Below are 21,265 nucleotides of genomic sequence, written 5' to 3'. Positions count from 1 at the left end.
TTATAATATTTAGACCACAGGTTTCTAAAAAAAGTTTTAAATTTAATTTATTTTTTTTGAATATTTTAATTATAAATAAAAAATTATTCTGCAACTACTATGAATCTTTTAAACTTTCCCTTTGTAACAACACATCTATCAATTATTTTAAATCCAGCTTTAGCTATCATGGAATCATGTTCTTCAAAAGAGATTAAAACTATTTTATTTGAAATTCTTCGAGCAGTATTAATTATATCTTGTTGTTCATCTTCAGAAGTATGACTAAAAAGACCATAAGGAATATCAATTATAGAACTATCATATTTCTTCTTTATATTATGCATATCGTCATTTATAACTATAGGATTAAATCCATAAAACTCTAAATTAATATTTGCATTTTTTGCGATGTGTTTATTTATTTCATATCCTTCTATCTGATAACCAGCATCTAGTGCTTCAACTATTGTAGTTCCAACTCCACAACAAGGGTCTATAATAGTTTTTTCTTTTAAACCATTGTTAGCAATATTAACAATAGCTTTAGCAACTTTAACACCTAATGAATTAGAATAAGAGCACGGCTTATTGTCATGAGTATGCCATTTGTAATCATTTTTATTATCAATACCAAATAGCCACTTGCCATCGACTTTAGTTACACCAAAATTAAATTCAGGATTTTTAAAATTGTGAGTACCTATAATATTCATAGAAAGTTTTTTTATCAAATCTAATCTTTCCTCATAAGGGATGTTATTATTATTGTTTAATCTCACATATTCTAATTTAAAGTTATTATAGACTGTTGTGTCCTTATTTATTTCAACTAAAAGTTCTTCTATAGTATCTTTCTCATAGATAATATCCAGACGAGTCTTTATAAAAGGACTATTAGATGAATTAAATCCTATATTTGAAAATAAAGTTTTTTCATCGGGTATTTTCCCAAAAATAGCTCTCATTTCTAATAGACAGAGATCTTCTTCAAATGTTGGATAATTAACTATATACATATACTTTAAAACTTGGTTCATATTTCACGTTCCTTCAAAATTTATTTTTATCTTCTTTAAATCCTTAATAATTATATTTAAAATTTGTTCTGTTAAATAGATACAAATATTTTATTCTAATTATCACAGTTAGTCCATAAATATTTTATTTTAAAATGAAATTAAACAAAATTATAAGACTAAAAAAAGTCCAGTATTTACTGAACTTTTTTGATTGTAAAGATAATGACTATTTTGCTTTTAAAATAGATTTTTTATAAATTTTCATTTCGTTGGTAAGAGTAAATAGAAGAATCATTCCACCACCTAATAATTGAAGTTGAGTTATAGATTCTCCCATCCATAAAATAGATATTAAAATTGCAAAAAGAGGATCTAAATAGCTAAGTACTGATACTTCCTGTCCACTTAATTCCGAGAGTGACGAAAAATATAAAACATAAACTATTCCAGTATGTACTATTCCTACAATAATAAGATTAATTAATCCAATATTATCAAGTTGTAATATATGAAAACCTTCAGTTCCAAAAACATAAGGAAATATAACCATAACTGCCGCAGCAAGTTGAAATATAGTTCTTGTTATTCCGTCGATACCAGTCATAGATTTATTTAATAAAATTACTGTGGCATAAAGAACAGCTGCTCCAAGGCCAAATAAAATACCAGTCATATCACTTTTTCCTCCACTGCTGACTCCTATTATAAGTATCAAACCTATTGTAGAACCTATAAAACATATTATTTGTTTAAGTGTAAGTTTTTCTCTAAAAAAGAGAGTACTCATTATAACAACGACAACAGGAGCAAAATAGTAACAAAGAGTCGCTAAGGCGATACTGGTATAATTGTAAGCTTCAAAGAGTAAGATCCAGTTAAATCCCATAGCTCCTCCAGAAAAAAATAGTTTCCAAAGATTATTTTTAACCGTAGAGACTTGAGAAAATTTTTTGTTGAACAATATAAAAATCGTAAGAATTATCAGAGCTATAATTGCTCTATATAAAGCTATTTCACTGGAAACAAGACCTATATTTTTAATAAAAGGACCTAAAGTTCCAAAGGTTACCATTGTAATAATTATTTTTAATTTAGCATTCACTGTTTACCCCCCATTTTTCATTTTCTAAATATTTAATTCATTTTTTAAAATTTCAAGAGCTATTTCTTGTCGTAGAGGAAGTTGTGAAGAATCTTTTATATCCATATTTAAAGCAAAGATGTAAAGTTTCTTATTTTGTTCCACCCAACCTACGAACCATCCTAAAGTAGGGTTAAGGTTTTTGTTTAAATCTCTTGTTGCCCAACCCGTTTTACCGTACAGTGTCCACATATCACCATTATCTAATTTAATAATTTCTATAACAGATTCCTGGATATCTTTAGAGTAATCAAGTTCACGTTTGGCAAGTTTTTCTAAAAAATATACCTGTTCAATAGCACTTATTTTTAACGGACCTCTTAACCAGAAAGTTGTAAGATTCTTTCCAATATTTTTATTACCATAATCTATTTTTGAAAGATTCTCTTGCATTTTAACTGTTCCGATTTTCTGAGCTAACTGCTGATATGCAGGTAAGTGAGATAATTTTATAGCTTCCCTAAGATTTACATCTTTTTCCCAAGATTTATTCCATAATTTTTTTCCATCGTGCTTATAAGCAACGGTATCTACATTTTTAACTATCCCTAGAGAGAGGCCTATTAAAGTGTTTGGAATTTTAAAAGTAGAAGCAGGTTGATATTGAGTAAATGCACGGGTTTCATTATAACCCGTTAAACTTTTAGTCTGGACATCGTAAAGTACAAAGGTTCCATTGATATTTTTTTGTTTAAAAAAATTTGAAATGCTATCATTTTCTTTAAATTCAGCTCCATAGAGTGGACTTAATAACAGCATTAAAATTCCTCCTATAAGATAAATATATTTTTTCATAAAACTCTCCTTTAGATATTTTATATATTTTTTTATATTGATCAGTTTATGTCTCTCTAATTAAAAGAGTTTAGCTATAAATTTGTGATATTATACATTAGTTTTAAATAATTAGCTATAAAAAATATTTTTTAGAAATTTTTATTTAATTTTATTCTATAGCAAATAAAAAAGGAACTTGTAAAAGTTCCTTATAGAGTTATTTTTTATTTATTTTAACTTCATTCCCTTTCGTAAACTTAAGCTTTTGAATACTACCACTGCTATAATCCAAAGAATAGTCATCATTATTTTCTAAAGAGATGTAGTAAGTTCTATTATCTTTTGGAGTTGTAAACTCAACAATATTTTCATGTTCTTTTAGTATAATATTTTTTTTTCCAACTAAATCGGCTTTTTTATCAGCTATTCTATCATCATACGCAAAAAGTAAAACAGTTAAATTATCTTTAGGTACAATATTTCCAATAAGGTTTATTTTAATTGAGTTTTCTTTTTTTTCTTCAAGACTCTTACAACCTAATAAACTGAACATTATTAAAACTAATCCTAACCATATTTTTTTCATTTTCTAACCTCCTTTTTTATAGAAGTATTATATCATATAAAATTAGAAATTCTCCAAAAAAGGAGGAGAGCCTCTGGGGGGGATAGAGGCTCTCTGGGGGGATTAAAATTATATTATTACTTTTAACACTTTTTATAATATTTAGACAATAGGTTTTACAAAAAAGTTTTAAAATATTTATAAAAATTAAAATAGTTTATAAAATTTTTTTATGATATTATAAAATAAATAATAAATTAAGCAGGGAGGCATCGTTGATATTTGAGGGATTTAAATTTGGAATGTTGTTGCAAATTGCCATAGGACCAGTATGTATGTACATTTTTTCTTTAGGAATTGGTCAAAGCTTTTGGCGAGCAGAATTAGGTGTTTTAGGAGTTGTTTTAGCAGATGCTTTCTACATAGCACTTGCAATTTTAGGCATTTCGTCTTTCGTAAAAAAAGAAAAAATTCAATATGGGTTCAATATTTTAGGAACTTTAATTATTATTATTTTTGGAATGGAACTTTTCTTAGGATATTTTGGGATATCAATTCTTCCAAAAATGAATATATTTGGAGATTCTAGCTCAAGTTCACCTTTTATTAAAGCATTTCTTTTAACAGGAGCAAATCCTATGACAATTCTATTTTGGATAGGAGTTTTTACCACAAGAACTAATGAAGAAAATTTTACTAAAAAATCTATACTTCTTTTTGCACTTGGAGCTCTTTTAGCTACATTATTTTTTTTAACTTTGATAGTTTTTCTAGGATCTATAACAAATAATTTTTTATCTCAACGAATATTGAGTTTATTAAATTCAGGAGTGGGACTTATTTTAATATATTTTGGAGTGAAAAAAGGCTTAAAATCTATAAAAATAAAATAGTTATAAAGGAAATAGAGGGAAAATTTAGCTCCCTCTATTTTTTAATAAAAAATTAAATTATAAAATCTAACAAGCTCATCTTGAGTATTTTTATAAACATGCTCTTTATCAGCTAAGAATTTTATAGATTGTCCTTTTGATAATAGAAAAACTTGTTTTTCAACATGAAGCTCTAAAGTTCCTTCACTCATAATTATATATTCTTCTACACCAGAAGTATGAGGTTGAGATATGTGCTCGCAATCTTTTTTTAATTCAATTGTTAAAATCTCAAAATTCTTATTACTATCAAATGGAAATATAGGGTACAGCTTCATAAGATTGTTACTTTCTAGAATAGGAGATATATTCTTTTCATCAACTACAGTAAGCTCCTCTTCTTCTCCTTCAATAAAAAAAGAGAAAGAAACTTTTAAAGCTGTAGATATTTTCCAAAGTGTAGAAACTGTTGGATTAGATTTTCCATTTTCAATTTGAGAAAGCATAGCTTTGCTGACTCCAGTTTGTAAAGAGAGCTCCTCCAAACTTAAGTTTTTATCTTTTCTTAATCTATTTAAACGTTGACCAATTAAAATATTTAGATTTTCCATATAATCACACACCTTATTTATTATTCACTCTAAAGAATAACAGTTTAGAAAAAAAAATACAACATAAAAAATATTCGTTTTATTGAAATAAAATATGTTATAATGAAAAAAGAGGTGGTTATAGAGTGAAAACATATTATGTTATTAGAATTTTAAAAAATGGTGTAAAAGAAAAGGTATTTGAGGGAACTTTTGAGTTAGCTACAAGTTTATTATGGAATAGAAATTATTTCACCCGTGATTTCGAAACGCTAAAAGACTGTGAAAAATTTGAAGATTTAATTTTAAAATATAAATTTGGACGAGAATATATTTATAAAGAAGTTTCAAAGGAGGAGTATGACAAGGCTTTAAATAGTTAGTAAAAAATAAAAAAATCGTTATTTTAAAATAGTAGCGAACAATTTTTTTAAAAAAAATCTTCCTAACTCTTAATTTCTATATAAAGAAAAATAGTATTACGAACAAAAATTTTTAAAAAAAGTTATCTAGAAACACTTTTGAAAAAATGATACCATATTGGGAATAGATAAAGAGTTAGTGTCTTTTTAGGCATTAAAAAGGAGAGAAAAAATATGAAAAGAAAATTGAGTTTATTATATTTAATTATAGTAATGATTTTAGTTGCATCTTGTAATAAAAAAGAAAAAATTGAATCTAAAAAAGAGATTATAGCAGCTCAAGTAGGTGCAGCTAAAAGTTTGGATCCTCAAGGAACTAATGATAAGCGGTCACTTGAAGTTATAGTCCAAGTATATGATACCTTGGTAGAAGTGGATAAAAATATGGAGTTAAAAGATGGTTTAGCTGAAAATTGGGAGTATATCACTCCTACAAAAATTAGGTTTAAATTAAAAGATGGAATTAAATTTCATAATGAAGAACCTTTAAAAGTTGAAGATGTTATATTTTCTTTAAATAGAGTTAAGAACTCTAAAATAGTTGGAGCAATTGGTGAAAGTATTGAAAGTGTTGAAAAGGTAGATGATAAGACTTTTGATATAAATACAAAATATCCAACGAAGACACTTTTAAAATTTTTAGCTGATCCTGGAGCTTCAATTGTGAGTGAAAAGGCTATTAATGAATCTGGAAATAGTTTTGGTCAAAATCCAGTTGGAACGGGATCTTTTATTTTAGAAGAATGGGTAACAGGGGATAAGATTGTTTTAAAAAGTAATAAAGAACATACTTTTAAAAAGCCAAATATTGATAAGTTAGTTTTTAGGAGTATCCCAGAAGCTACAAATAGAGTTATTGGATTAGAAACAGGAGAGATTGATGTAGCTTACGCTGTTTCCCCTATTGATGCAGAGCAAGTTATAAAAAATCCTAAATTGGAGTTAATGGCAATAGACCCATTAGCAATTGAGTTTATTGGATTTAATATGAAGGATTCAAAGTTAAAAGATGAAAATTTAAGAAAAGCAATAATTTATGCTTTAAATTCAGATGAGATATTGGGAACAGTTTTAGGAACATATGCTGAAAGTATAAACTCCCCTTTAGCTAAGAATATGTTTGGTTATACAGAGAATAGAGTAAATTATAGTCAAGATATAGATAAAGCTAAGGAATATTTGGATAAAGTTGAAAAAAAGGAGGATTTAAATCTATCTATAACAATTCATAGCAATAGTGATAGTATGCAGATATCTCAAATAATTCAAGCACAATTAAAGGATATTGGGATAAATTTAACTATAAATCCTTTAGAGTGGGGAACTTTTATAAGTGAAACATCTAATGGAAAGCATCAGCTTTTTCATTTGGGGAAAACATCACCAACTGGTGATGGAGAGGAAGCGTTAACTGTTTTCAATGAAAAATTTATAGGAGCTGCTGGAAATAGATTTTTCTATTCAAATCCGAAAGTTAATGAACTTTTAACTTTAGCTAAAGAGGAGACTGATGATAAAAAAAGAGAAGTGTATTATCAAGAGGTTTGCCAAATAATTCAAGAGGATGGAGTTATGGCAATCTCATTTACAAGAAAAGTTATTGCTGGAGTTAATAAAAACATATCAAATTTTGAACCACATCCAAGTGGAATGCATAGATTTTATAAAGTGGATAAAGAGGTAAAGTAATGATAGAAAAGATTAAAGTTGGTTATCAAGGGGTAGAAGGAGCATTTAGTCAAGAGGCTATGATTCACTATTTTGGAGAAGGAATTGGAGCACAAAATTATAAAACATTTGAAGATGTTTTTATTGCTGTAAAGAATGGAGAGATTGAATGTGGAGTTTTACCAATTGAAAACTCTACAACAGGATCAATAAATTTAGTTTATGACCTTTTAGAAAAATATAACCTTTTTATAGTGGGAGAGGTTTGTATAAGGATAATTCAAAATCTGATAGGAAATAAAGATGCTCGGTTAGAGGATATTAAAGAGATATACTCACATCCCCAAGGGTTTGAACAAAGTAAAAAATTTATAGATTCTTTAGGAGAAATTAAGCATATAAATTATCATAATACTGCTTTAAGTGTAAAATATGTGAAAGATTCAAACTCTTTAGAAAAAGGAGCTATTGGCAGCAAAAGAGCCTGTGAAATTAATAATTTAAAAATTCTAAAAGAGAATATTAACGATAACTTAGATAATAAAACCAGATTTATTATTGTGGAGTCTTGTATAAAAAATAGTTTAGAAAATAATAAAATCACAGTTGGAGTAAAATTAAAACATGAAGTTGGAAGTTTGTATAAAATATTAGGGGAATTCTATAAGCGAGGGATAAATTTAACAAAAATTGAATCAAGGCCTGTAGGAGATGGGACATTTTCCTATAACTTTTATATTGATTTAGAGGGAAATTTATCTGATAGTAATTTAAAAGAGGCTCTTAGTCAGATAAGGCTTGGAGTTGAAAAATTAAAAATATATGGGACATATAAAAAATGTGAAATTAGATAATAAAAAACTTCCTTTATAGTGGTAGTTTTACCCTAGAGGGACCTACCCTTATAAAGGAAGTGTATGAATAAAAATTAAATTTTTTAATCAATTAAATTTAGTATGAGAATTTATATCCAAATCCTAAAGTAATTCTTGAATAGTCAAGTGATTTTTTATGAGAGTCAGTTGCTCCATCTACAGTTCCTTTAACTTTAGCTTGGTTAGCTTGGTACATAATATCTACAGTAAAGTTATTATATTCCATTCCTGTTCCAACACCATAGTAGAAACCATCATCTATTTTAGTTGAATAGTTAACACCTGCAATCTCTCCATCTTTTGAATTAAAATTAAATGAGTATCCTACGTTAGCTTTTACGTATGGAGTAATTCCATTTTCAAAAGTAGTAAAATTATACTTTCCAACTACATATAAAGGTGCAGAATCATATTTTCCAATTTCATAGTTTATACCATTTCTATTTTCTGATTTTAATCCAGCATGATTTTGATAAGCTACTCCTAATCCTAATTCAAAGTTATCAGTTATATTTCTTGTATTTTCTATAGCAAATTCATAACCCATTTTTTTAGTATCTCCATTAGATACTTTTATTCCATTTTTTTCATGATAGATTGAATGTGAATCATATTGTGACCATACATCTAAACCTGTTCTTATATATAAATTATTTTTAGTAGTTGCTACAACAACCTCTTCAACTGGAGCTATTATAACCTCTTCTGTAATAATGATTTCTTCTACAACTTCAATTGGTTGAGCAACTTCTTTAGCATAAGCTGTTGTTCCTAAAGCGATAAGTGATAATAAAAATAATTTTTTCATAATTTTTGAATCCTCCCTAAAAACTTTTGTAAATAAATTATATTACAAATAAAAAAAAATAACTATTTGAAATCTATTACAAGTAAAAAAGGTAAGAGACTGCATAATACGAAGAAATTAAAACTATTAGATTAAATTTTTTTAAATATTATCTGGCCATTTTAAAATATAGATAGTTTTTCCAGACTTAGATATTACTCCAGTATCATCAAGTTTTTTTAAAACTTTTCGTAAGTGTCTATCGGAGATTTTTAAAAAACCAGCCATTTCTATATATTTAATTTTTTCAACTTTATTATTTTGTGAAAGCTCTTTTAAATAATTTAAAATTCGTTCCTCTAAAGGTTTTTGATGATAACTTAAAATATGTGTCATAGTAGATGTCAATTTACTTGTTACAGTTCTTAGAAGCAGTTCATAAAGTTTATCATTTCCAGAAATCATTTTTTTGAAATCTTCCCTTAAAATACCAATAACTATACAAGGTGTTAAAGCTTCGACATTTACATTTATATCTTTATTTTGAATATATTCTACTTCACCTAAAATTTGTAGAGGTTTGCAGAACTCAATGATAACCTCTTTATCACCATAAAAGGCTGAATAAATTTTAATTTTTCCTTCCACAAAAAAATATAAAAATTGTTATTTAAAAATTATTTAGTAGTGAAGTGTTGATAGCCTCACTACTAAATTCAATTATAAAATGAAAGTTAAGATTTTTTAGCTATAATGAACTTAACTTTAGTTTGGTTAATGTGCTTAGCACTTTTAAGAAGAGATAAAAAATCTGCTTTTATTGATTCAATTTCGTTCTTTTGAAAAAATTTATCAAATGATAATCGATTTAGACGATTTTCCCACATTGTGTAAATCTCATCAGAGAGTATACCAGAATCAGTTAATTCAGAATCCTCTAAATCTTCGTCAAGTAAAATCTCCATTCCTAAATCTTTTAAAATTAGAGAGATTTTTCGACCAGCTCTAAAGTCATAAATTCCATTATTTCTAGTTTTATCTTCAAATATTTCTAATTTATTTAGAGTTTCTTTAGAAAGTGGAGTATGACCTCGTAAAAGATCATCAATTTCAATAATTGCAACCCATCCGCCATTTTTTAATTTATCAAACCAGTTTTTTAATATTTGTTCCATTTTATTTGGAAAATAAGCAATAGCAAAGCTAGAAAATATTCCATCAACTTGCTTAGGGATGTAGTTTAAATTAGATATATCTTTTTGTAAAATTGTGATATTTAGAATTTTTTTATTTTGTAAAATTTCAAGTAGATTTTGATTCAAATCTATCGCAATAACCTCTTTTATCTTTTTAGAAAGAACTTCTGCAAAATTCCCTGTTCCACAACCAAGCTCTGCGACGACATGATCACTTTTAATTGGTAGTTTATCAACAATTAAACTCCATTTTCTATATTTTTGTTGATTTTCATACTCTGTTTTAAGTGACATATTTTTCCTCCTAATAAAAGATTTGTTTTGTTATAGTAACAGATTACATGAAAGTTTTCAAGTTGTTATAATTTAATTGAATAAAAAATTATAATAACCTATAATAAAAAAAAGAAAAATTTATAGGAGAATTATAATGATTAGAAAACTAGAAACAAAAGATATTGATGTGGTAATTCAAATATGGTTTGAGGCGAATAAAAAAGCTCATGATTTTATTCCTGAGAGTTATTGGTTAGAAAAATTTGATGAAGTGAAATCTATTTTACTTCAAGCAGAGGTATATATTTATGAGGCTGATAGTGAAATTAAAGGATTTATAGGTCTTATGGATAACTATATTGCTGGTATTTTTATATCAACCGAGTGTCAGTCTAAAGGAATGGGAAAGGAGTTACTTTACTATGCAAAAGAAAAGAAAGAAAACCTTTCTCTAAGTGTATATGCAAAAAACTCACGTGCAATAAATTTTTATAAGAGAGAAAATTTTAAAGTAATATCTGAAAATCTTGATGAGAACACAGGTGAGAAAGAGTTTTTCATGAGATGGGAAAAGAAATAAAAGAAATTAAAAAGTAGAGGGCAACCATCACAAATCCCTCTACTTCCGCTCTTTAAATCTTTTTCACGTTTGAATAACTTTAAAACTTGTAAAACCTTTTTCTTTTAAAAACATCTTAAAAATAAAACACTTTACTGACTTTAAATCTATTACCTCAATATAATAGTTAGAAAAAACAACTTCACAATTTGTTAAAACTTTAATATTAAAACATTTTTGAAACTGTGTGATGGCTATTTTTTACTACTTTACTATTAAATCCTTTTCTACTATTCTAACTATTATTATACTTTTTAGACGTTTTTTAGTATGAAAAAAGTTTTACTTATTAAAAATAAAATTTATATGGGAGAAAATGATGAAAGAAAATAAATATGACAATAGTGTATTTTTTGAAAAATATAGTGAGATGCCAAGATCAAAGTATGGACTTAGTGCTGCTGGAGAATGGGAAGCATTAGAAAGGATTTTACCTAAAATAAAGGATAAAGAGTTCTTGGATTTAGGATGTGGATATGGTTGGCACTGTAAATATTTTGCAGATAAAGGTGCATCAAAAGTGATTGGAATAGATATTTCTACAAAAATGTTAGAGTTAGCAAATTTAAAAAATAAGGCTTCAAATATATCGTATAGTTGCATAGCTATGGAAGATATAGATTTTAAAGATGAAAGTTTTGATATTATTTTTAGTTCTTTAGCGATTCATTATATTAAAGACTTTGATTTTCTGGTAAATAAAATTTATAAGTTATTAAAAAAAGGTGGAAATTTTATTTTTTCAGTAGAGCATCCAATATTTACGGCTCATGGATCACAAAATTGGATATACAATGAGCAGGGAGAGATAGAATATTTTCCTGTGGATAACTATTATTATGAAGGAAAAAGAGAAACTAACTTTTTAGGCGAAAATGTTACTAAATATCATAGAACACTTACAACTTATTTATCAACTCTTATTTCTAATGGATTTAAGATAAAAAATGTGGTAGAACCAATGCCATCAGAAAAATTATTAAATGAAGTTTTGGGTATGAAGGAAGAACTAAGACGTCCAATGATGCTAATAGTTTCAGTTGAAAAGTAATGACATAGATAAGAAAAGAGACTACTACAGCAGTCTCTTTCTTAATTTTAAAATCTAATCTTTAATAAAAAATTTTGTTAAGAGAGCAGAACATCATATTATTTTAACAGTGTCAAATTTTTATTTTTTACATCAATTTATTTTTATAAATTAATTACTCAATTTTAAATCCTTGATTTTTAGATATATTTTCAGTAAATATTTTTATTCCATCTATATAGTCATGAGTCCCTAAAGTAGGTTGTAAAGAAGGATTAGAGGGATAAGTTTTTCCATCAAATTTCATAATAGCAGCATTTGGTATTGCACCACCCCCAGATACATTCATTATAATATCTTTCCAATTTTTTGTTCTGTGATTATTTATTATAATTGGAGTCTGAACTAGCGTAAATCTAGAGATTTCTTTATAATTACTATTTAGGATTAGGGCTGATCCACCCCCAGATCCACTTAGCATTGGACCATAGGCGTAGACAAAATATTCAGGAACAGAATCACTATTTAAATCTATTTTTACATAGGAGTAGTAAACAGGATCAATTCCTCTTTGCAAGTTATAAGCTTCTAAAATTGCATTTTCAACACCAATATCTCTTATAGTTTCAGAATTTTTAATAGCCATAGATGAACTGTAGTTTTGATTTTTATTTATCTCAATAGCTTTTGGAATACTTTTCAAATTAGTATTAGAACAAGAGGCCAAAGTCAAAATTAAAGAACCTAAAATTAAAAAACGATTTAACAATTTCATAAAAACCTCCTTTATATAAATATTTAACGAATTTTTCAAAATGGTTTTGTACTTTCCTTTAAATGCTTTAACTATTTAAATTTTATTTTTCAATTCACTCTTGACTTTAGGGTTAAAATAAAGTATATACTCATACTAATATTGATTAGAATATTGCATTATTTGAATTTACGGGAGGGAATTAATGAAAAAAACTTTAGGGCGGATTGGAATTTTAATGCTTATAGCATCATCACTTAGTTTTGCTGAAGGAAAAGATATAGTTGTAGCAGTTAATGCTAACTTTATCTCTTTAGATCCTCATAATCTTTCAGATACACTTTCTGGGACAGCAGTATCAACAATGTATGAAGGTCTTTTTACATATAATGATGATATGACTTTAAGACCGACACTAGCAACAGGATATACAATATCTGAAGATGGTTTAGTTTATACAATTCAAATTAGACAAGGAATTAATTTTCAGGATGGAACACCACTTAATGCAGCAGCAGTAAAATATAATTTTGATAGAGTTATGGATGAAAAAAATAATCTGAGAAGACGTAGAAACTTTGTTGCAGTGGATAAAGTTGAAATATCTGGTGAGTATGAAATTAAATTGATTCTTAAACAACCATTTGCACCGATGCTAAATAGAATAGCTTCATTAAAAATAGTGAGTCCAGCAGCTCTAGAAAAACATGGAGCTCAAGGTATTATTACAAATCCTGTAGGAACAGGAGCTTATACTTATGTAAATTGGACTCAAGGAGATAAATTAGTTGTTAAAAGAAACGATGAGTATTGGGGAGAAAAACCAAATGTAGATACAATTACATTTAGACCTGTTATGGAAAATGGATCTAGAATTGCAATGCTTCAAACGGGAGAAGCTGATTTTATTTATCCAATGCCAACTGAGCAGGTTAAAAAACTTGAAAAATCTGATGATGTAGAGATTATGAAAGGATTTTCAACTATAACAAGATACGTAACACTAAATACAAATAAAGATATATTTTCAAATAAAAAAGTTAGACAAGCGATAAATCATGCAATTAATAAAAATGCTTACTCAGCTGTTGTAAAGTCAGGATATTTAGTTCCTTTGACATCTCCAGTTCCAGAAGCATTAGAGTATCATGTAAAATTAACACCTTACAACTATGATGTAAATAAAGCTAAAGAGTTAATGAAAGAAGCTGGGTATCCAAATGGATTTAAAGCTACTATTTGGGGATCGAATAATACTGAAGATATGAAAGGTATGCAGTTTATTCATCAACAACTTGCTCAGATTGGAATAGATGTTGAAGTTATGCCAATGGAAGAGGGAACTCTTTCAAACTCAATCTATAGTGTACAAACTCCAGAGGATGCTACTATAAATATGTGGTATGTAAACTGGTCATCATTTGATATAGATGGAGCTACTAAAAACTTATTCCACAGTAAGTTTGCACCACCTGTTTCTGCAAATACTGCATATTACAACAATCCAAAAGTTGATGAACTTCTTGAAAAGGGAGCAACAGAAGTAAATCCTCAAAAAAGAGGGGAAGTTTATGCACAATTACAAGAGACTATTTGGGAAGATGCACCTTGGATATTCTTAGGTTCTGATCAACTACTTTCTGCTAAAAGAAAAACAACTCAAGGTGTTTACGTGATGCCTGATGGAACTATAAATTTTGCTAAAGCTGACACTACTAAATAAAACTATAAAATTATGTAGGTAGTTGTTTTTGCAACTACCTTTTTATTATAAATTTTTAAAAGGAGAGTGCTATGAGGGGTTACTTTTTTCGAAGATTAGTCAACACAATTCCCATACTGTTTACAGTTTCAATTTTGATTTTTATGTTTATTCATTTAATTCCAGGAGATCCAGCTAGATTACTTGCTGGTCAAAATGCCACAATTGACGAGATTCAATTGATGAGAGAACATTTAGGGCTTACAAAGCCTCTTCATATACAATATTTTAACTTTGTAAAAACTTTTTTTAGTGGAGAACTTGGAAACTCAATTAAGACAGGGCTTCCTATAAAGGATATGATAGCTCCAAGATTTAAACCAACTTTTATGTTAGCTATTTTATCAATTATTTGGGCAACAATATTTGGAGTAGTTGCCGGAATAATTTCAGCTATTAACAGAGGTAAAGTTTTAGATTATGTTGTAATGATAGGAGCTATATCTGGAATATCTTTACCACTTTTTTGGTTAGGATTGATGTTAATTCAAGTATTTTCTGTTAATCTTGGTTGGTTTCCTACAGGAGGAACGGATTCATTTAAAAGTTATATTCTTCCTGCTATAACTTTAGGAGCTGGAATAACATCAATGATAGCAAGATACACAAGATCATCTATGTGTGAAATTTTAAAAGAACCTTATATCAGAACTTCAAGAGCTAAAGGAATTAGTGAATTTTGGGTTATTATGAAGCACACTCTTAGAAACTCTCTGATAGATGTGGTTACTATAGTTGGATTACAATTTGGATTTTTACTAGCAGGATCAGTTTTGGTAGAAACAGTTTTTACAATTCCAGGCTTAGGAAGGTTGCTTATTGATTCTATCCTTTTTAGAGATTATACAGTTATTCAAGTAATTTTATTAATTTTTACTTTACAGTTTATTGTAGTTAATCTTGTAGTGGATGTTTTATATGGAGTTTTAAATCCAAAAATTAGATACGATTAAAAAGGAGAGATATTATGGATGAGAAAGATGTTTTCAAAAATCCTTTTAGGGAATTTTTAGAGAATTTTTTTAAAAGAAAAGTTGCAGTTATTTCACTTTTATTTATAATTTTTTTAGTTATCATAGCTATTTTTCAACCAGTTCCATATGATTTAAACTACGCTGACTATGAAAATCTATTAGCTGAGCCTAGTTCAAAACATTGGTTTGGAACCGATGAATACGGTAGAGATCTTTTCAGTAGAGTTGTTGCAGGAACTAGATTATCTCTTTTAGTTTCTTTAACAGCTGTTTCAATTGGAGCATTTATTGGATGTATTTTAGGCCTTGTAGCAGGGTATTATGGTGGAAAAATAGAAAGTATCATTATGAGATGTTGTGATGTAATGTTCTCTTTTCCTGGACTACTTCTTGCTATTGGAATAGTTGCTATCATAGGACCTGGACTTATAAATGTTATTATATCTATTGCAATCTATGGAATTCCATCTTTTACAAGAATAGTTCGAAGTGCTACTATCTCTTTGAAAAAACAACTTTATATAGAAGCTTGTAAATCTATTGGAGTTAGCGATTTTAGAATACTTTTAGTTCATATTTTACCAGGAACTCTTCCAGCACTAATTGTAACTTTAACAATGAGAATTGGTACAGCAATAATTTCAGCTGCATCTTTAAGTTTTCTAGGATTTGGAGCAAGTCCTACAAATCCAGATTGGGGAGCAATGCTTTCAACAGGAAGAGATTATATTGGACTAGCACCTCATATGCTTTTTTATCCTGGACTTATGATTTTCTTAACAGTATTATCTTTTAACTTACTTGGCGATGGTTTAAGGGATACTTTAGACCCAAAACTTAATTAGGAGAGACTATGACAAACTACTTATTAGAAGTTAAAAATTTGAAAACACAGTTTAAAAAAGATAAAAAAATTTTAACAGCTATTGAAGATGTATCTTTTAAAATAGAGAAGGGTGAAACACTAGGTCTTGTTGGAGAAAGTGGGAGTGGAAAATCAGTAACTTCTATGTCTATTATGAGACTTCATGAAGAGAATGCTCTAATAAATGGAGAGATTTTTTTTCAAGGTGAAGATATTTTAAATCTTTCTAATAGAGATATGAAAAAAATTCGTGGTGGAAAAATAGCTACAATATTTCAAGATCCAATGTCATCTTTAAATCCAATTTTAAAAATAAAAGACCAACTTATGGAGTGTACAAAGATTCATTTAGGGTATAGTAAAAAAGAGGCTGAAAACCATGCTTTAAAAATGCTACAACTAGTTGGAATTCCTAGTCCGGAAAATGTTTTAAATAGATATCCTCATCAACTTAGTGGAGGAATGTGTCAAAGAGTTATGATAGCAATGGCTATGTCTTGTAATCCTCAACTTTTAATAGCAGACGAACCGACAACTGCTTTAGATGTTACAATTCAAGCACAAATTATGGAATTATTATTAGAGTTAAAAGAAAAACATCAAATGGGAATACTTTTGATAACTCATGATCTGGGAGTTATTGCAGAAACTTGTGATAATGTTATTGTTATGTATGCTGGACGAATAATGGAAAAAGCTAGTGTGCAAGAGTTATTTGATAGCCCAATGCACCCCTACACAAAAGGACTTATAGCCTCTGTTCCAAAACTTGGGAGTGGAGCAACAGCATTACCGTATATAGAGGGAAAAGTTCCAGATTTAGCAAGTATGCCAAAAGGTTGTAAATTTTCTCCAAGATGTAAGGTAGCAATTGAAAAATGCTCAGTGGTAGAACCAAAACTTAAAGAGCTATCAAATGGTCGAAAGTGTAGATGTCATCTGATTTTAGAAGAGGAGGGAATTTCATGAGAGAGATTTTAGTTCAACTAAATGGAGTAAGTAAAAAATTCCTAGTTCCTCAAAAAGGATTTAAAAAAGAGAAAAAATATGTACACGCAGTTAACAATGTCTCTTTAGAAATTTTTAAAGGAGAAACTTTATCGATAGTTGGTGAAAGTGGCTGTGGAAAATCAACTTTAGGAAGAGTTATAAATAAAATATTAGATGTTGAAGAGGGAATAATTAAATTTAAAGGAATAGATATAACTAAACATAACCCAAGGGAGATGCTTCCTTTTAGAAAAGATATGCAAGTTATATTTCAAGATCCTTATGGTTCTTTAAATCCAAGAATGAAAATAAAAAATTTAGTTTCTGAGCCTCTTCTTGTTCATTCTGAACTTTCTGTGAAAGAGAGAGAAAAGAAAGCTTTGGAACTTCTAGATATGGTAGGGCTTAGTAGTAGTCATGGAGAAAGGTTTCCTCATGAGTTTAGTGGAGGACAAAGGCAACGTGTTGGAATAGCTAGAGCAATCTCTGTAAATCCAAGTTTAATTATAGCAGATGAACCTATATCAGCTTTAGATGTTAGTATTCAAGCTCAAGTTATAAATATTTTTAAAGATTTGCAAGAAAGATTTAATCTGACATATTTTTTTATATCTCATGATTTAAGTGTAGTGGAACTTATATCTGATAGAGTGGGAGTTATGTATTTAGGAAATTTAGTTGAGATAGGGGATAAGAAGAATATTTACAATAACCCTAAACATCCATATACAGAAGCTTTGTTATCAGCAATACCTGTAGCTGAAGCAAATAAAAAAAGAGAGAGAATTATTTTAAAAGGAGATATACCTAGTCCAATTGATAGACCAGCTGGATGTCCATTTTCTACAAGATGTCCAAAAGTTTTTGATTTATGTAAAGAGAAAATGCCAATTTTAAAAGATTGTTCAGATGGAAAAAGTGAACATAAAGTAGCATGTCATTTGATAAAATAAACATACGAAAGGAGAGTACAATGAAAAGAGTTTTAGTAGGATCTATGCATCATGAATCAAATTCTTTTAATCCGATTATCACAGATGAAAAGGATTTCTCTATAAGATATGGAGAGGATTCATTAGTTTTTGAAACAAAAAATAATGCATTAAGAGGTATAGTTGATACTTTAAAAGAAAATGGATATGATGTTGTTCCAACGCTTAGTGCAAGAGCAGTTCCAAATGGGGAGGTAAGCTACGAACTTTATAGTAGATTAAAAAAAGAATTTATTGAGAGAGCTTTAGAAGCAGACAAAATAAAAAAACTAGATGGAATCAACTTAGCTCTTCACGGTTCTATGAGAGTAGTTGGATTGGGAGAGGCAGAAGGTGATCTTTTAGAGGAACTTAGAAAGCATTTTAAAGATATCCCAATTGTAGTTGCCCTTGATATGCATACAACTATGACTGATAAAATGCACAAATACGCTGATGCATATGTTGGATATAAATGTGCTCCACACACTGATTGTTTTGAAACTGGAGAGCATGCAGCAGAGATATTAATGTATATTTTTAAAGAGAATAAAATTCCTAAAAAATCTTGGGCAAGCGTTCCAATGCTAATAGCTGGAGAACAGTCAGAAACTTCAACTGAACCTATGGTTTATTTTATAAATAGATGTAGAGAATATGAAAAAAAGCAGGGAGTTTTAGGAGTTTCTATTCTTATGGGATATCCTTGGGCAGATAGTGAAGATGCTGCTGTTGGAATCTATGTTGTAGCAGATGATGAAAATTTAGCAAATACAATTTCAAAAGAGATAGGACAAGAGTTTTTTGATAGAAGAGACGAGTTTTCTTTTCATACAGAAACTTATCAGCCTGAAAAAGCTTATGAGGTTGCCTTAAAAGCTTTAGAGGAAAATAAATTTCCAATATATTTATCAGACTCTGGAGACAATCCTACTGCAGGTTCATCATCAGATTGTACAGGATTTTTAAAAATAATTTTAGAAAATTCTAAAACGAAAGATGTATCTACTCCAGTTATTTACGGAGGAATTTATGATCCTGAAGCAACGCTATTTTGTAAAGGAAAAATTGGACAAACTATAGAGGTTGTTGCAGGAGCAAAGTTTGATACTAAAACTACAAAACCTTTAACTTTAAAAGGAGAGGTTATTAATTATTTAGAAAAATGGGGAACATATGAAAGTGATTTAGCAGTCTTAAGAGTAAATAATGTAGATGTAATTTTAGCAGAGAAACATGTAGGGTATGTGACTCCTGAAATGTATGAAGATTTAGGATTAGATCCTAAAAATCGTAATATTATTGTTTGTAAATTGGGATATTTAACTGAGCACCATAAACTTCTTTCTAAAAGAACTATCATGGCTTTAACAACAGGAAGTACTAATGAGGATATTTTAAACATAAAATATGAAAAAGTTAAAAGACCAATATTTCCTCTTGATAAAAATTTTGAATATAAAGTATCTGTAAAAAATTAAGAATAAATGAAAATAAAAACAAAAGAGACTGTTGATTCAGTCTCTTTTTTGAAATATTAATTTTTTATTTTTCCTCAGCTAAATTTTCTGAAATATTTTTTTGCTTTCCTTGATTTAAAAAATTCTCTTCATAATCTCTTAAAGAATCGATAGCATCTTTTGAAATTGGAAGAATACATCCAATGTTAATGATTGCCATTAGCCCTAATCCCAAATCAGCTAGTGCCCAAACTGTTTGATTTTCCTGAATTCCTCCTTGAAATACCATAAGAATTATAAGGATTTTATAACCGATATTTAAAATAGAGTTTTTACTGATAAAACTTAAAGCGTTTCTTCCGAAAAATGTCACTCCAAGTATTGTACTAAAAGAGAAAAGGAATATTGTTATCGATGTAAATGGAATTCCAATCCAACCTATATGACTTTTTAGTGATTCTTGGAATAATACCATCCCAGTTAAATCTCCTTGGTCTCCAGCTAAAAGTACAACTAATGCTGTTGCAGTACAAATTACAATTGTATCTACGAAAACTCCAAATGCTTGAACTAAACCTTGCTTTGCAGGATGTTTAACATCAGCTATTGCAGCAGCATAGTTTGAATTTCCAGTTCCAGCCTCATTAGAGAATAAACCTCTTTTAACTCCCTGCATAATTATTCCACCAAGAGCTCCACCTATAATTTGCTCTCCACCAAAAGCTTGATAGAAAATATTTTTTATTACAAGAGGTACTAAAGTTGCATTTTTTAATATAACTATAAGTACAACTCCTATATACAGTAAAGCCATAAAAGGAACTATCTTGTTTAAAACATTTATTATTTTATTACGTTTTCCAAATATAGTTAAAGCAACTGCTACAGCAAGGAATCCTGCAAGAGCAAATTTGTTGATATGAAAAGCACTTTCAAAAGATTCTGTCACTGAGTTAGACATAACCTGTATTGCTCCGATATAGCAAATTATTGAAGCTATTGCATAAAATACGCCAATCCATCTTTTGTTAAGTTTTTTCTCTAATATCCAAGGAGTTCCACCTTCAAACTCTCCATTTGGATCTTTTTTTCTATAAATTACAGAAAGTGTAGATTCGATAAACGATGTTGAGCATCCTAAAAGTGCAACAAGCCACATCCAGAATATAGAACCAGGTCCACCAACAGAGATAGCAGCTACAACACCAGCTATATTTCCTGCACCAATTCTACATGCAGTTCCTAAGCAAAAACTTTCAAAAGAGCTTACTCCTTTTCCCTCATCCTCTTTATTCCAAACAGATTTTAACATATGCTTGAAAAGTCTAAATTGCATAAAGTTTGTTTTTAGAGTAAAGTAAATAGCTGTTCCGATTAAAAGAGCCACCAGTATATTGTTGCTCCAGATTATCCCATTAATAAAATCAATTAATTTTGTTATAAAATTCATAAAAAATTCTCCCTTGTTACTTTTTTCTTTATTTCATACAGTTTATCATTATTACAAAACCCTTTGTAGATAACAATATTTTAATTTTTTTGTTCGATATTTATTATAAAATTACTTATATTTTAAGTATCTATAATATATTTTTCATTAAAATTTTGTTCGTATTAACTTTTATAAATATTAAAAAAATGAATTTTTTCTTCACATTAAATCTCAAAGT

At 28.5% G+C, this 21,265-nt stretch carries 22 protein-coding genes; 12 read left to right on the top strand and 10 right to left on the bottom strand.

Going from position 1 to position 21,265, the window contains the following annotated elements:
• Positions 1–83 precede the first annotated feature (83 nt).
• The 4 genes from MKD34_RS12550 to MKD34_RS12535 all read right to left on the bottom strand — a co-directional run bounded on the left by MKD34_RS12550 (position 84) and on the right by MKD34_RS12535 (position 3,505).
• The gene (locus MKD34_RS12550; protein WP_240221885.1) at positions 84–1,019 is read right to left on the bottom strand and encodes a TRM11 family SAM-dependent methyltransferase; all 936 of its coding nucleotides are present in this window, start codon (positions 1,017–1,019) and stop codon (positions 84–86) included.
• 208 nt (positions 1,020–1,227) lie between these two features.
• Positions 1,228–2,103: a DMT family transporter gene (locus MKD34_RS12545; protein ID WP_240221883.1), complete on the bottom strand. Its 876-nt coding sequence runs from the start codon at positions 2,101–2,103 to the stop codon at positions 1,228–1,230.
• Between the two features lie 24 nt (positions 2,104–2,127).
• Positions 2,128–2,937, bottom strand: coding sequence for a class D beta-lactamase (gene blaOXA, locus MKD34_RS12540; RefSeq protein ID WP_240221875.1), 810 nt, complete (start codon positions 2,935–2,937; stop codon positions 2,128–2,130).
• A 199-nt stretch (positions 2,938–3,136) separates the two neighbouring features.
• On the bottom strand, positions 3,137–3,505 hold the full coding sequence (locus MKD34_RS12535) for a hypothetical protein (protein ID WP_240221873.1): 369 nt from the start codon (positions 3,503–3,505) through the stop codon (positions 3,137–3,139).
• A gap of 254 nt (positions 3,506–3,759) precedes the next feature.
• Between MKD34_RS12535 and MKD34_RS12530 the strand changes: the two genes are divergently transcribed.
• Positions 3,760–4,377 carry a LysE family translocator gene (locus MKD34_RS12530; RefSeq protein ID WP_240221871.1) on the top strand — a complete coding sequence of 206 codons (618 nt, stop codon included), beginning with the start codon at positions 3,760–3,762 and terminating at the stop codon, positions 4,375–4,377.
• Positions 4,378–4,418: 41 nt separating this feature from the next.
• On the opposite strand, the gene MKD34_RS12525 is transcribed toward MKD34_RS12530, so the two are convergent.
• Positions 4,419–4,967 (bottom strand): helix-turn-helix domain-containing protein, encoded by a 549-nt coding sequence (locus MKD34_RS12525; RefSeq protein ID WP_240221870.1) that lies wholly within the window; start codon positions 4,965–4,967, stop codon positions 4,419–4,421.
• Between the two features lie 125 nt (positions 4,968–5,092).
• On the opposite strand from MKD34_RS12525, the gene MKD34_RS12520 reads away from it, so the two are divergent.
• The 3 genes from MKD34_RS12520 to MKD34_RS12510 all read left to right on the top strand — a co-directional run bounded on the left by MKD34_RS12520 (position 5,093) and on the right by MKD34_RS12510 (position 7,890).
• The gene (locus tag MKD34_RS12520) at positions 5,093–5,329 is read left to right on the top strand and encodes a hypothetical protein (RefSeq protein WP_240221868.1); all 237 of its coding nucleotides are present in this window, start codon (positions 5,093–5,095) and stop codon (positions 5,327–5,329) included.
• A 213-nt stretch (positions 5,330–5,542) separates the two neighbouring features.
• Positions 5,543–7,057, top strand: a complete 1,515-nt coding sequence (locus MKD34_RS12515; RefSeq protein ID WP_240221866.1) for an ABC transporter substrate-binding protein — start codon at positions 5,543–5,545, stop codon at positions 7,055–7,057.
• The gene (locus MKD34_RS12510; RefSeq protein WP_240221864.1) at positions 7,057–7,890 is read left to right on the top strand and encodes a prephenate dehydratase; all 834 of its coding nucleotides are present in this window, start codon (positions 7,057–7,059) and stop codon (positions 7,888–7,890) included. The genes MKD34_RS12515 and MKD34_RS12510 overlap by 1 nt, the downstream gene beginning before the upstream one ends.
• Positions 7,891–7,987: 97 nt before the next feature.
• On the opposite strand, the gene MKD34_RS12505 is transcribed toward MKD34_RS12510, so the two are convergent.
• From MKD34_RS12505 to MKD34_RS12495, 3 genes are all read right to left on the bottom strand, one after another.
• Entirely contained in the window at positions 7,988–8,719 is a 732-nt protein-coding gene (locus MKD34_RS12505) for an OmpW family outer membrane protein (RefSeq protein WP_240221862.1), read from the bottom strand.
• A gap of 141 nt (positions 8,720–8,860) precedes the next feature.
• The gene (locus tag MKD34_RS12500) at positions 8,861–9,346 is read right to left on the bottom strand and encodes a Crp/Fnr family transcriptional regulator (RefSeq protein WP_240221860.1); all 486 of its coding nucleotides are present in this window, start codon (positions 9,344–9,346) and stop codon (positions 8,861–8,863) included.
• Positions 9,347–9,432: 86 nt separating this feature from the next.
• A complete protein-coding gene (locus MKD34_RS12495) occupies positions 9,433–10,188 on the bottom strand; it encodes a class I SAM-dependent methyltransferase (protein ID WP_240221858.1) in 756 nt (251 codons plus the stop codon).
• 136 nt (positions 10,189–10,324) lie between these two features.
• Here MKD34_RS12495 and MKD34_RS12490 point away from each other — a divergent pair, with 136 nt between their 5' ends.
• Together MKD34_RS12490 and MKD34_RS12485 are read left to right on the top strand one after the other, a co-directional pair.
• Positions 10,325–10,750 carry a GNAT family N-acetyltransferase gene (locus MKD34_RS12490; protein ID WP_240221856.1) on the top strand — a complete coding sequence of 142 codons (426 nt, stop codon included), beginning with the start codon at positions 10,325–10,327 and terminating at the stop codon, positions 10,748–10,750.
• A 358-nt stretch (positions 10,751–11,108) separates the two neighbouring features.
• A complete protein-coding gene (locus MKD34_RS12485; protein WP_240221854.1) occupies positions 11,109–11,840 on the top strand; it encodes a class I SAM-dependent methyltransferase in 732 nt (243 codons plus the stop codon).
• A 154-nt stretch (positions 11,841–11,994) separates the two neighbouring features.
• Here MKD34_RS12485 and MKD34_RS12480 read toward each other — a convergent pair whose 3' ends face one another.
• The gene (locus tag MKD34_RS12480; protein ID WP_240221852.1) at positions 11,995–12,594 is read right to left on the bottom strand and encodes a hypothetical protein; all 600 of its coding nucleotides are present in this window, start codon (positions 12,592–12,594) and stop codon (positions 11,995–11,997) included.
• A gap of 184 nt (positions 12,595–12,778) precedes the next feature.
• On the opposite strand from MKD34_RS12480, the gene MKD34_RS12475 reads away from it, so the two are divergent.
• The 6 genes from MKD34_RS12475 to MKD34_RS12450 all read left to right on the top strand — a co-directional run bounded on the left by MKD34_RS12475 (position 12,779) and on the right by MKD34_RS12450 (position 19,616).
• Positions 12,779–14,296 carry a glutathione ABC transporter substrate-binding protein gene (locus tag MKD34_RS12475; protein WP_240221850.1) on the top strand — a complete coding sequence of 506 codons (1,518 nt, stop codon included), beginning with the start codon at positions 12,779–12,781 and terminating at the stop codon, positions 14,294–14,296.
• A gap of 71 nt (positions 14,297–14,367) precedes the next feature.
• Complete coding sequence (locus MKD34_RS12470; protein ID WP_240221848.1) at positions 14,368–15,288, top strand: ABC transporter permease; 921 nt, start codon at positions 14,368–14,370, stop codon at positions 15,286–15,288.
• Between the two features lie 14 nt (positions 15,289–15,302).
• Positions 15,303–16,154 carry an ABC transporter permease subunit gene (locus MKD34_RS12465; protein ID WP_240221846.1) on the top strand — a complete coding sequence of 284 codons (852 nt, stop codon included), beginning with the start codon at positions 15,303–15,305 and terminating at the stop codon, positions 16,152–16,154.
• Positions 16,155–16,162: 8 nt separating this feature from the next.
• Entirely contained in the window at positions 16,163–17,143 is a 981-nt protein-coding gene (locus MKD34_RS12460) for an ABC transporter ATP-binding protein (protein ID WP_240221844.1), read from the top strand.
• Complete coding sequence (locus MKD34_RS12455; RefSeq protein WP_240221842.1) at positions 17,140–18,117, top strand: ABC transporter ATP-binding protein; 978 nt, start codon at positions 17,140–17,142, stop codon at positions 18,115–18,117. The genes MKD34_RS12460 and MKD34_RS12455 overlap by 4 nt, the downstream gene beginning before the upstream one ends.
• 20 nt (positions 18,118–18,137) lie before the next feature.
• Complete coding sequence (locus MKD34_RS12450) at positions 18,138–19,616, top strand: M81 family metallopeptidase (RefSeq protein ID WP_240221840.1); 1,479 nt, start codon at positions 18,138–18,140, stop codon at positions 19,614–19,616.
• A 64-nt stretch (positions 19,617–19,680) separates the two neighbouring features.
• On the opposite strand, the gene MKD34_RS12445 is transcribed toward MKD34_RS12450, so the two are convergent.
• Positions 19,681–21,045, bottom strand: coding sequence for an alanine/glycine:cation symporter family protein (locus MKD34_RS12445; protein ID WP_240221838.1), 1,365 nt, complete (start codon positions 21,043–21,045; stop codon positions 19,681–19,683).
• Positions 21,046–21,265: the final 220 nt, after the last annotated feature.

Source organism: Cetobacterium somerae (assembly GCF_022430525.1).
GTDB lineage: Bacteria > Fusobacteriota > Fusobacteriia > Fusobacteriales > Fusobacteriaceae > Cetobacterium_A.
The sequence above is the reverse complement of the archived record's forward strand: the minus strand, read 5'-3'. Positions and strand labels throughout refer to the sequence as shown.